Below are 12518 nucleotides of genomic sequence, written 5' to 3'. Positions count from 1 at the left end.
CCTAGTTCTCCTTAATTCCGGTGGTCACTGAGAATGACTTTGTTGCGCCAGCCTCAAGTTCAATCAACATACCTGCTGCTTTCGCTGCCAAGAAACCTTCTGGACGCGACGTACCTGGAAGTACAAAAGCTGCAACCTGCTGATCAGCATTAACTAAAATCCAACGCGTTGCAACCGGGAACGAAGCGGTATCAAACTTAGTCACAAACGTGGTGCCATCTGGCGCTTCCAACTCGAACTCGGCCTTTTCACCATATTGCGGCAAGTCATCAGCAAAGAACACGATCTCTGGATCAAATTCGCCAGCTTGTGCAAGTGAATTCGCATCGATCTTCCCTGCCAAAATTTCCTCATTAATCTCCGTCCAACGCGGAGTCGGATTAACATGAGCTGGAACTGAACGACGCAACTGGAATGCACCCTCAGGCAAAGACTCACGCATCATGCCATCCTTGACGAACGCGTAGTTCATATGGCACATGTACTGTAGCGGCATCGACGCATATTCTGAAAGGTTGGTCACCTCAAGCTCAATGTCAAACAGCGCAGACTTAGCACTCATCCGTACAGATGGCTGTGCCCGGTAATGCGCGCCAAAGCCTTGCACGTACTCGTAGGACGAAACGATCCGAACGTCGTCGCCCTCGATCTCCAACCAAGCTTCATCCATCGTCGCCGTCGGGAATTCACCGTGCAACGGGTGCGTATCCTCAGGGCTTGGGCAGCCATTAGCGAGCAGACCGGAATGGAAAGCGAAGCAGCCGTACGTATCAACGATCTCCTTACACGGCTGAGGTGCTGTGAACATGTTCTTCATACGCAAGGACTTTCCATCGAAGAAAGCGTCCCAAATGATCTGCCCCATGAACGGCAAGACTTCAACATATCCGCGCGAGTTTTCAATACGTACCGACTCAATACCCTTAGGGTAAGTAAAGGCGACGACGTTAAACTCTTCGTTACGTGCAACAACACTCTCAGTTTGTGTGAACGAGCTGCGATGCAATGGAATACGTAGCATAATTATTCACCCTCTCCAATCATGCGTTCTTCGAAGCCTTGTAGCGGCGCAGGAAGTAAACCAGTACTGCCACGAAGCAAACGAGCGATACCGAGAATGCCATCTGCATCGAACCGAGCTTGTCCGATACAAGACCCTGGATAACTGGAATCACAGCTCCACCAATAATCGACATAACGATCACAGCTCCACCAGTTTCGGTGTGGCGCTTATCCTCAATCGAATCGAGGGTGCGGGCGTAAATCGTTGCCCAGCATGGGCCAAACAGACCAGAGGTGAGAATGGCTGCGTAAACAGCGGTCATATTAGGCACAGCGATCACGTAAGCGAGTGCGAGCACACCAGCAACCGAGTAACCAATGAGCACGAGATCAGCATTGAACTTGGTCATCAAGATATTTGCAAGCACCTTACCAAGGAAGAACGCGATAAACGCTGCCACCATGTAGTTCGATGCTGCACGTTCGTTGAGCGAATCGTCAAGGTTCAACGCAAGGCGAATCGTGAACGACCACACCGCCGTCTGCATACCAACATAGAGGAACTGTGCCAGGATGCCCTCGCGGAACTTCGCATTCTTAACCAGGTAAGACAGCGTTTCACCAATGCTGGCTTTCACTTCGTGATGTGCGCGCATCGGCTTGCAGTGTGGGAACTGCGTAATAGCCACGATGATGAACAAAATTGCGAGCACGATGATAATGAAGCGGTAAGGCTGCAAGGTGCGCTGAAGCATCTCATTAGCAAACTGCGTACGCTCAGCACCAGTGAGTTCACCGAGCTGCTTGTGCAATGCATCGCCCTCGGTGAAGATTAGGTACTTGCCCAACAGAATTCCGAAAATGGAACCGAGTGGGTAGAACGTCTGGGAAATGTTGAGACGCAGTGTTGCCAGACGACGTGGGCCAACCATCGAGGAGTAGGTGTTGCACGAAGTCTCGAGGAACGAAAGACCAGTTGCAATAGCGAAAAGTGCCGCCAAGAACACCGTGTAGGTAGCCATATGCGAAGCTGGGAAGAACAGCGTGCAGCCGATAATGTAGAAGCTCAAGCCCACCAAAATACCCGACTTGTAGCTCCACTTGCGAATAACGCGCGAAGCTGGGATAGCGAGCAAGAAGTAGCCGCCGTAGAATGCGGACTGCACGAATGCTGAAGCGAAATCAGACAGTTCGAAGATGGCTTTGAACTGGGTGATGAGAATGTCGTTCAAGCTCGCGGCTGCGCCCCACATTGGGAAGCAGATCGAGAGCAAAATGTATTGCAAGATCGGCGTCTTGTTGAGGTAGCCGTCCGATAGCTGTAGGGATGGATCTTTAATCAATCCAAAGGTTTCGTTCTTTACGCCCTCTTCAGGAGCGTTGGTTTCGATAGTTGTCATTTTCACTCTCCGATGAGTACTTTGCCAGCCGACGCACCAATGCGGTTGGCTCCTGCTTTTACCATTTCATTAAAATCAGCGGCGGTGCGGATTCCGCCAGAGGCCTTGACGCCGAAGTCAGGCCCAACTGTGTCCCGCATGAGCGCTACAGCATGTGCTGTGGCTCCACCGGTTGAGAAACCGGTGGACGTCTTAACGAAATCTGCGCCAGCAGCAACAGCAGCTTGGCTTGCACGCACGATTTCTTCGTCCGTCAGAAGGCAGGTTTCCAAAATAACCTTGACCAAAGCGCCTGCTGAGGCTTTTACGACTGCCGCAATATCGGACTCAACCAATGCCCAGTCGCCATCTTTCACTGCGCCGATGTTGATCACCATGTCCACTTCGGTCGCTCCGGCTGCTACGGCGTCTTTTGCCTCGCAGGCTTTCGCTTGCGTCGTCATCGCGCCTAAGGGGAAGCCGACGACGGTGCAGATGTTTACGTCCGAGCCTTGCAGCAAGTCGGCACAGGTTGTGATCCATGTTGGATTGACGCACACTGCGCCCATCCCCCACTCAATTGCCTCAGAGCACAATTGTGCTACCTGGGCGCGAGTTGCATCGGGCTTAAGTAGGGTGTGATCGATCATTTTCGATTTATTCACCGTGGAAACTCCTTTGTTCGTGATGGTTATCCACAACTTAACAAGGCAAAGCACGGTTGGGAAGAGCCAGCACACGGAAGCACGATCTGAGAAAAATAGCTGTTTATCAGTATAAACAAGCCCTAAAGCCCGATTTTTTCACAAAAACTCGCCCATAAGTTCCTAAGCAGAACATATGTGCCGCAGGGCAAATCGATTAAATAACCTGCAAATACGATTGAATACTTGAACTTTGAACGATGGCACGCGCAGTTTCTACATCGGTAACGAGCCGGTTTACGTAACCATTTTCGAGCGCAGCGCGAATAGCTTTCACTTTGCTCGGGCCGCCCGCCACAAGTATCTTCTGTTCCTTGTGACGCAAATCAGGCAAGGATATACCGAGCGTGCGGTTATTGAAATCAGGCAAGCACACTCTCCCTGATTCATCCACAAAACGGGAACAAATGTCGCCCACCGCTCGTGCGAAGAGTTCTTCTCGATCGTGCTGAGTGAGCGGGCTTCGCTCAATAAGGTGCCGATTCGTGGCAATATCCCCAACCGTATACAGCACAATACGCGCGCGAACTGCAAGATCTAGCACCCGGCGAAACTCAGGAATTTTCATCAATCGGTTCTGCACAGCAACCGAACCTAAAAAAGTCGGTGCAGTGAGCGCCACACATCGCGCGTCAAAAGCGTGTGCCAAGCGCTGCATCGTCGTCGGCTGCCCGTCGGCGGTACGCGGTTCAGATAGTCCATTAGAAACTTGCACCACAGTTACATCGCGGCGCGGGAGTCTCTCAAGATGATCCGCGAGCGCAGCGACCGTCCGTGAGGGCACGACGCCGATCATGTCGCCGTCGCGCACCAAAGATTTCAGCAGCTTCGCACCCGCTTGCCCGAGCGACTGACGCAAGGAATCTTCATCAGGGCGTGCTGGACTCACCAAAATCAGATCGAGCAGCTGGTAACGCTGAATCAACGTATCGACGAGCATCTCGTCGCGCTCGCGCGGATCAAGGACTTGCACCCGAATGAAACCGCGCTTTTCGGCATGAGCTAAGAGTTTGGAGACGGTAGGGCGCGCCACGTGCAGCTTATCTGCAACCTCGGCTTGCGTCATACCGGAGTAATACAATTTCGCCGCATCGATCGCTTGAATATCGCGCGGTTGTAGGGAAATTGATTTCTCAGACATGCTCTCTCAGCCCACTGAATTAGACGATACGACTGTGGGTGGGCAAGTCAAACTTGCCCACCCACAAATGACTTCTCTTAGTCAGTGTAGAACTATGCTCGAAATTTAGCGATTTGAGTGCGAATAGTTAGGTGCTTCAACCGTCATCTGTACGTCATGTGGATGCGATTCACGCAACCCTGCGGAGGTGATCCGAACGAATCGACCGTTCTCCATGAGTTCTGGAATTGTGCGCGCACCCGTGTAGAACATCGTCTGGTGTAGACCGCCAACGAGCTGGTAAGAAACCGCACTGAGCGGGCCACGGAACGGCACCTGTCCCTCAATTCCCTCTGGAATGATTTTGTCGTCAGTTGAAACATCTGCCTGGAAATACCGGTCTTTGGAGTACGAAACTCGACCACGCGAGCTCATCGCTCCCAAAGAACCCATACCGCGGTAATTCTTGAACTGTTTTCCATTCACGAATACCAGTTCACCTGGGGATTCTTCACAACCCGCGAGCAGCGATCCAAGCATCACGCTCGAAGCTCCAGCTACCAGGGCTTTACCGATATCACCGGAATACTGCAGTCCACCGTCAGCGATGATCGGCACTCCGGCCGGCTTACAAGCCAGTGAGGCGAGATGGATTGCGGTCACCTGTGGCACACCAATACCAGCGACGACGCGCGTTGTACAGATCGATCCTGGTCCTACGCCTACTTTTACTGCGTCCACGCCAGCATCAATGAGCGCTTGTGCTCCCTCACGTGTTGCCACGTTACCGCCAATAACCTGGATATTGGCAAACTTAGGATCGGCTTTGATGCGCGAAATCATTTCAAGAGCGAGCTTAGCTTCGCCATTGGCAGTATCGACGACCAGCACGTCTACGCCAGCTTGTGCAAGTGCTTCGGCACGCTCCCAAGCGTCGCCCCAGTATCCGATGGCGGCGCCGACGCGAAGCCTGCCTTCGTCGTCTTTCGTGGCATTGGGGTACTGCTCAGTCTTAACGAAGTCTTTTACTGTGATAAGACCAGCGAGTTTACCCTCGTCGTCAACCAGCGGCAATTTCTCGATCTTGTTCTTGGCCAGGAGCTTTGTAGCTTCTTCGTTGGTAATACCGATCTTTCCGGTGACGAGCGGCATTGGCGTCATCACTTCTTGAACGGTCAGATCACCCCAAGTAGCTGCAGGAATGAAACGCAAGTCTCGGTTGGTGATGATACCGAGCAACACATTCTCACTATCGACTACCGGCAGTCCTGAAACGCGGTATCGACCACACAGTTCATCTAGCTCAGCGATCGTCGAATCGGGACGAATGGTTACCGGATCGGTGACCATTCCTGATTCTGAACGCTTCACGATGCGAACTTGATTCGCCTGATCCTCGATCGAAAGATTGCGGTGCAAAATACCGATTCCGCCTTGACGGGCCATCGCAATTGCCATGCGAGACTCGGTGACGGTATCCATTGCTGCTGATAGCAAAGGGATTTTCAACTCAATCTTTTTGGTCAGTTTCGTAGTGGTGTCAACTTCCGAGGGCACAACATCCGTCGCGCCGGGAAGGAGGAGAACGTCGTCATAAGTTAAGCCGATGAGGGCAAAAGGATCTTTTTCAGTCACGATTCCAGTCTATTCGGATTTGCTCCAGATTCGTATTTCGCATTCTGGGTGTTCCACCACATGGTTGTTCCTCCGCGAAAATATTTCACATAATGATTGGCTCGATTTAATTTTGGTTAAGACGACGACGCGCGGGTGGTCACGTTCGAAAGCTGAGTTTTTTTGGGGGGGGCGAAGGTTGGGCACAAAGTTGGGGCATAGGTTGTGGCACGGTTTTGACAGGTAATTGGGCATGCGATTTGGTGCGAGGTTTGGCACGAAAATTGGTACGACATTTGGCACGAAACGAAAGAAATATTGAGAACTTCTTTAACCTCGACCCGGCTCCCAGATAATAATTTTGCTGATAGCGCGATTATCGCCCGAGATTCTTGCCAAAAACAGGACCAAGGAACTAATGTTAAGAACAGCTAGTTCAAAATTGAACAAAGTATCACCGATACCATATTTAGCGGCAAATGAGCCATAAGTATGTGTTTCAACGGTGGTAAGCATGCGCATCTGGCGCAGGAAGGACGTGACCATTGGTTGCTCACATCAGAGATGTGCAAGGAGCCCTTGTGGACTTTTGGGATTGGCAGATTCTTGGAAGCTGCAACAGCCTTGACCCCGAGTTCTTTTTCCACCCCGAAGGTGAACGTGGTGGCCCGCGTCGCCGCCGCATTGAGCGCGCAAAGCGTATTTGCCAAAACTGCCCAGTGATTGAACAGTGTCGCGATTACGCACTATCACACCACGAGCCTTATGGCGTGTGGGGTGGTCTTTCTGAAGAAGAGCGTGGACGCATTCTTCAACAGCGACGACGCACTAAAACAGCTTGATTTTTAGACAGCTAGATTTTACTCTCAGCCGAATCGACTCCACGGATTGGGCGATCTGAAATCTGAAGTAAGCCGGCATGAATTTCCCATCAATTCGCCGTTTCTAGATCGTTTTGCCTGGTCATTCTCAATCGAAAAACTACTAGCCTGAGCAGTTTTCTTATTTTGAAAATTGCTCAGGTTTTTCTTTTTATTCACTTTCATGACGTAAAGTACCTACAAGAACAATTCATTGTTCTTATTATAACACATGCCGCGGCACATTTGAAAGAAAGGTGCTCCCCATGAAAAAACAATGGAAAATCTTCGCAGCATTTGCAACATTTTCCCTGTTCGCAGGACTTGCTTCACCTCTTGTAGCACAGGGAGACGAAGCGTCATCAATACCGAAAAAACTCAATTTTGTCCAGCTAGGAGATTCGTATTCCTCTGGAAATGGCGCTAACAGCTACTATGAGCTAAATTGTCACCGATCGTCCGAGAACTATGGCATCAAAGCAGCCAGCACACTTGCGGCGTCGTACCGCAACGTGGCCTGTGGAAACGCTGTAGGAGCAAACCTAATCGACACTCCTCAACATTTAGGGAAGAAAGCCTTCATCACACGAAGCTATATGATTCCTACAGCCCAATATCCCGATCAGGCAGCCGAATGGTTGAGGCGCGTCAAAGCGGAACATTTGTGCGGCGATGTACCCCTCGATAACGGTTTTTGGGAATATCGCATGCTTGCACCCGCTCCTGCTGGAAACCTCTTCACTGCCTCCGTGGAATGTCACTTATATAACGATGCCCAAGTGAAAGCAGTCAACGAACAAACAGACGCAGTATTCCTAACCATCGGCGGTAACGATGCAGATTTTGCTGGAATCGTCACTCACTGCTTCGTTTTGCGCGCCGCTAACAGCTGTTATCAAAGAATTCAGAACGGGAAATACGTAGCGAGCACAAAAGGGCCTGATCTACTAGTTAATCTTCTACAAGAAATCGACAAGCGCTCCAAAGGACGAGCCCACGTTTACTTGCTGAACTATCCAGATTTGCTCAGTACCGAGTCTTACTCCCTCCCCGAGGGTAGCCCTGCTGGTTACGACGTGGGGCGCGATCTACGCGGACTGCAAGCACAATACGATAACGTGGAGAAATACGCAGTTGACAGGCTCAATGAACTCACAGATTCAAAACGTTTCCACTTCGTGAACGTGAAAGACGCTTTCGCCGGTCACGGACTCAATCCAAACCGTTGGGCCGATCAAAGCCATTCATGGATTGTGCCACCACTGAGCAATTTCACAATAGCGAGCTATATGCATCCCAATCAGACCGGTTGGAATGTTGAGGGAGCTATCTTGACTCAGCATGTGAAGCGAGATTTCGACGCCGAAAATGCGCCGAGTCTCAATTCAAACGACTCGGCTTTAATCGAGGGTTATCGGCCATAAACTCACAATAAATAAGACTGACTAAATACTGTTTGTAGGTTTGTGGGCTTGTGCGTGCACAAGCCCACAAACCAATCAGCCCATTGATCTATCAACCAGTCAATCCATAAGCTCAGGAACTCATAAGTCCGCTAATGCAGCTGTCATGAGTATGGGGTGCTGATAAATATAAACTGCCAGTGTATATGGGTTGCCCATAAATGCAGCCCAGGCATACATATGGGTTGCCCATAAATGTGGTTGAGGGGCGGCTTTTGCCGCCCCTCAACCACATAATTCTATGCTCAGCGCTATATTCAGCGCTCTACAATTGCGAGGATATCGCGTGCGGAGAGGATGATGTACTCATCAGCGCCGTACTTAACCTCGGTTCCTCCGTAGCGGGAGTAGATAACGACGTCGCCAACTTGGACATCAAGTGGAACGCGGTTACCGTTGTCGTCGATGCGACCTGGTCCTACAGCAACAACAGTGCCTTCCTGTGGCTTTTCCTGAGCGCTGCCCGGAAGAACTAGTCCAGACGCGGTTGTTTCTTCTGCCTCAACCTGCTGGATGACAATGCGATCCTCGAGGGGCTTAATGGAGACCGACATGCGGTTCCCCCTTTTCTAAACTCGTACCTTATTAACGAACCTAGTGGACCCGCCGTCGCGGGGGTCGAGCCCAATCCAGGGAGTAGCATTTGCTACATACATACTCAAGGTTATGCCGCTTCTGGCACTCGGTCAATTCGAGTGCTAACACGAGTGGAGAAACTCGCTATCTGCGAACGAGACACCGTAGCCCTCACAGAACGAAATACTTACCCCTATCTATGAGACACTTATACCGTGAGCATTAAAGATCTACTGAGCGGGCGCGGCGCCGAACTCCTCGCATCTCTACCACCCTACTCAGAGGCAAATGTTTTTGGACTCACCGATCAACTCCGCAAAGCCGGCTACGAGCCTCACCTCATCTCCGAAGCTCTCACCCAGTCGCGACTGCGTGCAAAAGCACAGGCAAAATTTGGCGATTTTGCACAAGGACTCCTTTTCACACCCGACGGTTTAGAACAAGCCACTCGACTCAATATTGCGGCTTTCCACGCGCAGCGATTCCGACATGCTCAGGCTCGCCACGTGCTTGACTTCGGCTGCGGCATCGGTGCCGATTCAGTAGCTTTCGCCGGCTTGAACCTGGACGTCACCGCCGTCGAAATGGACGACGACGCCGCGGCGGCTGCCAGCGCAAACTTACGTTATTTCCCTGGTGCGCGCGTGATTCATGCCGACGGAAACTCACTCGATTTAGACGCACTCAACGCAGATGCATTGTGGGTAGACCCAGCTCGGCGAAAAAATGGGAAAAGGATCAAAGATCCTGAGCAGTGGTATCCTGCGTTGAGCGAAGCTATCACGATGGCCGGTCAATTTGACAGCGCCGGGATCAAAGTTGCCCCAGGGCTAGATTATTCGTTACTTCCCCGCGCGTCTCATGTTCAATGGAGCAGCGCTGATGGCGATCTCATTGAAGCGGTTATTTGGCTCGGAAAGACTGCTCCCAGACCAGGGCGCAGTGCGCTCATCGTCAAAGACGGCAATTCGCATGTATTTGATTCAGGAAGTGCCGATCCTCGGCTGCCCGCGATCGAACTGGAACCTCGCCAACTCGGAAACTATATTTACGAGCCAGATCCAGCAATTATTCGGTCGGGATCAATGATGGCACTGGCACATCAGTACTCGATAGCACCCGTCTCAGCGCGCATTGCATATTTAACAGGCGAGGACGAAATACTTTGCCCGTATATGTCCACTTTCAAAGTAAATGCAGTGAGCGAACTAAATCCTAAAGTGCTGCGCAAAGCCCTTGCCAGCCTTGGAGTTGGACGTGTAGAAATTAAGAAGCGCGGCACGGATGTAGTGCCCGAAGAATTGCGCAAGAAGCTCAAACTCGATCCGAAGCTGCCAAACTCGGCTACTATCATCGCAACTCCCCTGCTCGGCAAACACCGAGCCGTCATATCAACTCGCATCGTAGGGCGTTAATAAGGCGATTTTGTAGGGCCGCGCGTTCAAGGCGCGCAATCCCTACAAAATCGCCTCATCTAGAGCAGGATAACCACAGAGGTTGACGATCCGCCTATCTAAAAAGGAACGCCACAGTGAAAAATCACGTTAGCATACGGTGTTGTTTCACCAGTCCTAATAACAAATGAGGCGCTCTCAACCTGCCGTTTCAAATCCTCGTGTGGCACATACTCAAGGGTGCATGCACGATCGTCAATCCGTTCATTTACCCATGTTTGTGCAACCGTGCCGGCGGCCTCCTGAGCCAAGGTTGCACCCTCAATTACGACCTCTTTTAGCACAGCATCAAGAACCTGCGTGAAACGAGGTATGCCGAACATCAAGGCGAGGTCGATGACCTCAACATGCTGCGGAATCGGCAATCCACAATCGGCTACCACAAATGTATCCATGTGCCCAAGCCGGGCAATTGCCCGATTGAGATCAGGGTTGAGGATCCCGTCTTTCTTCACCTATACCTCCTGAACTTCGGGAAGCTGCTCGACTGAATGCGCATAGGACGTCTGCGCACCATGCCCTGTACACGCAAACGCCCCCACTCGCACTGCGAACCGAGCGGCTTCCTCGAGCGAATCCCCAGCCGCCAAGCGATAAGCAAGCCCACCTACGAAGGCATCACCAGCGCCGGTGGTGTCCACGGCGTGCACGCGTGGCGAGGGGACCTCAACCATAGCGTCGTCGTGCGAAACAAGAGCACCGCGAGCACCGAGCGTTATTACCACCGAAGCGAAGCCCTGAGCCCGAAGCGCCGTCACAATATCGAAAGGAGAGGACGATTCTGCGATTGGCGCTCCGAGCTGCGCAAGTACCAAGACACCTTCGTGCTCATTGACTATCAGCGGATCTGCTTTGAGAAGCGCATCTCGATCAACTTCAACAACGGGAGCAAGATTGATAATCAGGCGATGCTGAGCGAGCCGGGCTGCGGTTTCAAATCCGGTTCGCGGAATTTCACCTTGCAGTACCACGATGGAAGCAGCGCCAATGAGATCTGCGCTTTCTTCCACCAGCCCACTGGTCATGTGTGCATTCGCTCCGCTGATCACGATGATGTTGTTCTCACCAGCGTTATCAACGGCGACGACGGCGAGTCCAGTCACTTCGTCTACCTCACGTACGCCCGCAAGATCAACGCCGGACTCTTTGAGGAACTGCAACGCAGGTGCCGCATTGGCATCCTGCCCTACGGCCCCTATCATCGCCACGTCCGCGCCTAAGGCTGCAGCAGCAACCGCTTGATTGGCACCTTTTCCACCTGGGGCGATATTGCCGCCCTGACCGTGCAATGTTTCGCCTGGCAGTGGATGCCTATCAACGCGAATCATCAGATCCGCATTGATAGACCCCACCACTACAATCTTGTTTGTCACTTGACTTCGCCCACGTTTTCCTTGGTCACGGTCACAACTGAAACTGGAACTTCAGCTTCTACCTTGCCACCATCGAGTGCTTTCTTTGCTTGCTGGATAGCAAGCTTACCAAGCTGTTCTGGTTGCTGTGCAATCGTTGCAACCATGCGATCAGCCTTGATAGCTGCAAGTCCATCCTTCGTACCGTCGAAACCAACTACCTTGATGCCCTTAGGGTTCTGTCCCAATGCCTCGATTGCACCCAGTGCCATCTCGTCGTTTTCAGCAAAAATTCCCTTGATGTTTGGATTTGCTTGGAGAAGGTTGTTGGTTACGTCCAAGCCCTTCGCGCGATCAAACTCAGCGGTTTGCTTGGCCGCAACTTTGATACCTTTGAACGCAGCAATTCCCTGCTCAAAGCCCTTGCCACGGTCACGAGAGGCAGACGAACCCGGCACACCTTGGAGCACGAGCACTTCACCGTTTTCGCCAATTGCCTTAGCCAACGACTCAGCAGCTTGCTTGCCACCTGCAACGTTATCGGAAGAGACGAAAGAGGTGAGCTGGGCACCCGTCACACCACGATCCACTGCAATCACTGGAATCTTGGCTTCATTGAGCTTCTTCACGCCAGGTGCAGCAGCATCGGAATCCACCGGATTGATAATCACGAGGTTCGCGCCAGTAGCGATTGCGTTGTCGATCTGGTTGGTTTGGGTTGCTGCGTCGTCACGAGCATCCTGAACTTGGAGTTCGACGCCGGCTGCATCCGCTTCTTTCTGAGCACCGTCACGGAGTTGGACGAAGAATGGGTTGGAGAGGGTCGAAACCAACAGCACAACTTTCTTCTTCTCGCCACCGGACTTACCGCCGTCGGCAGATGAATCGCGGTTACATGCGCTCAGGCTCGTAACTGCTAACGCACTCGCAGCGAAAATAGCTGCAACCTTACGGAACTTCTTCATCGGAGTTTCCTTTCTTGTTTTACAACTGA

Annotated in this window: 12 protein-coding genes; 3 read left to right on the top strand and 9 right to left on the bottom strand. The window is 51.8% G+C overall.

Translation table 11 applies throughout. The annotated features are described in order from the left end of the window. Window position 1: 1 nt before the first annotated feature. The 5 genes from JOD55_RS04220 to guaB all read right to left on the bottom strand — a co-directional run bounded on the left by JOD55_RS04220 (window position 2) and on the right by guaB (window position 5840). Window positions 2–1021, bottom strand: coding sequence for an aldose 1-epimerase family protein (locus tag JOD55_RS04220; protein WP_204398835.1), 1020 nt, complete (start codon window positions 1019–1021; stop codon window positions 2–4). Window positions 1022–1040: 19 nt separating this feature from the next. Then, on the bottom strand, window positions 1041–2402 hold the full coding sequence (gene fucP / locus JOD55_RS04215; RefSeq protein ID WP_204398834.1) for an L-fucose:H+ symporter permease: 1362 nt from the start codon (window positions 2400–2402) through the stop codon (window positions 1041–1043). A 2-nt stretch (window positions 2403–2404) separates the two neighbouring features. Next, complete coding sequence (gene deoC / locus JOD55_RS04210; RefSeq protein ID WP_239539102.1) at window positions 2405–3031, bottom strand: deoxyribose-phosphate aldolase; 627 nt, start codon at window positions 3029–3031, stop codon at window positions 2405–2407. A 211-nt stretch (window positions 3032–3242) separates the two neighbouring features. Further along, window positions 3243–4226: a sugar-binding transcriptional regulator gene (locus JOD55_RS04205; protein ID WP_204398832.1), complete on the bottom strand. Its 984-nt coding sequence runs from the start codon at window positions 4224–4226 to the stop codon at window positions 3243–3245. Window positions 4227–4331: 105 nt separating this feature from the next. Continuing rightward, on the bottom strand, window positions 4332–5840 hold the full coding sequence (gene guaB, locus JOD55_RS04200; RefSeq protein WP_204398831.1) for an IMP dehydrogenase: 1509 nt from the start codon (window positions 5838–5840) through the stop codon (window positions 4332–4334). Between the two features lie 560 nt (window positions 5841–6400). On the opposite strand from guaB, the gene JOD55_RS04195 reads away from it, so the two are divergent. Beyond that, window positions 6401–6661, top strand: coding sequence for a WhiB family transcriptional regulator (locus JOD55_RS04195; RefSeq protein WP_338022194.1), 261 nt, complete (start codon window positions 6401–6403; stop codon window positions 6659–6661). Between the two features lie 284 nt (window positions 6662–6945). Further along, window positions 6946–8103: an SGNH/GDSL hydrolase family protein gene (locus JOD55_RS04190; protein ID WP_204398829.1), complete on the top strand. Its 1158-nt coding sequence runs from the start codon at window positions 6946–6948 to the stop codon at window positions 8101–8103. Between the two features lie 296 nt (window positions 8104–8399). Here JOD55_RS04190 and groES read toward each other — a convergent pair whose 3' ends face one another. Further along, entirely contained in the window at window positions 8400–8696 is a 297-nt protein-coding gene (gene groES / locus JOD55_RS04185; protein WP_204398828.1) for a co-chaperone GroES, read from the bottom strand. A 237-nt stretch (window positions 8697–8933) separates the two neighbouring features. Here groES and JOD55_RS04180 point away from each other — a divergent pair, with 237 nt between their 5' ends. Beyond that, window positions 8934–10133 carry a THUMP-like domain-containing protein gene (locus JOD55_RS04180; protein WP_204398827.1) on the top strand — a complete coding sequence of 400 codons (1200 nt, stop codon included), beginning with the start codon at window positions 8934–8936 and terminating at the stop codon, window positions 10131–10133. Between the two features lie 98 nt (window positions 10134–10231). On the opposite strand, the gene rbsD is transcribed toward JOD55_RS04180, so the two are convergent. From rbsD to JOD55_RS04165, 3 genes are read right to left on the bottom strand one after another with little or no spacing between them, the layout of a single operon-like run. After that, on the bottom strand, window positions 10232–10627 hold the full coding sequence (gene rbsD, locus JOD55_RS04175) for a D-ribose pyranase (protein WP_204398826.1): 396 nt from the start codon (window positions 10625–10627) through the stop codon (window positions 10232–10234). Next, window positions 10628–11545 carry a PfkB family carbohydrate kinase gene (locus JOD55_RS04170; protein ID WP_204398825.1) on the bottom strand — a complete coding sequence of 306 codons (918 nt, stop codon included), beginning with the start codon at window positions 11543–11545 and terminating at the stop codon, window positions 10628–10630. It lies immediately after the preceding gene. Continuing rightward, window positions 11542–12489: a D-ribose ABC transporter substrate-binding protein gene (locus JOD55_RS04165; protein ID WP_131280920.1), complete on the bottom strand. Its 948-nt coding sequence runs from the start codon at window positions 12487–12489 to the stop codon at window positions 11542–11544. The genes JOD55_RS04170 and JOD55_RS04165 overlap by 4 nt, the downstream gene beginning before the upstream one ends. Window positions 12490–12518: the final 29 nt, after the last annotated feature.

Origin of the sequence: Arcanobacterium pluranimalium (assembly GCF_016907845.1) — a bacterium.
GTDB classification, from domain to species: Bacteria; Actinomycetota; Actinomycetes; order Actinomycetales; family Actinomycetaceae; genus Arcanobacterium_A; species Arcanobacterium_A pluranimalium.
Note: the sequence above shows the minus strand (reverse complement) of the source record. Positions and strands in the feature narration are given on the sequence as shown.

Bases quoted from the DNA above. Each gene is read 5' to 3' on its own strand.
- JOD55_RS04220 (WP_204398835.1), bottom strand. From the start codon at position 1,021: ATGCTACGTATTCCATTGCATCGCAGCTCGTTCACACAAACTGAGAGT.
- groES (WP_204398828.1), bottom strand. From the start codon at position 8,696: ATGTCGGTCTCCATTAAGCCCCTCGAGGATCGCATTGTCATCCAGCAG.
- JOD55_RS04190 (WP_204398829.1), top strand. From the start codon at position 6,946: ATGAAAAAACAATGGAAAATCTTCGCAGCATTTGCAACATTTTCCCTG.
- deoC (WP_239539102.1), bottom strand. From the start codon at position 3,031: ATGATCGATCACACCCTACTTAAGCCCGATGCAACTCGCGCCCAGGTA.
- fucP (WP_204398834.1), bottom strand. From the start codon at position 2,402: ATGACAACTATCGAAACCAACGCTCCTGAAGAGGGCGTAAAGAACGAA.
- JOD55_RS04165 (WP_131280920.1), bottom strand. From the start codon at position 12,489: ATGAAGAAGTTCCGTAAGGTTGCAGCTATTTTCGCTGCGAGTGCGTTA.
- JOD55_RS04205 (WP_204398832.1), bottom strand. From the start codon at position 4,226: ATGTCTGAGAAATCAATTTCCCTACAACCGCGCGATATTCAAGCGATC.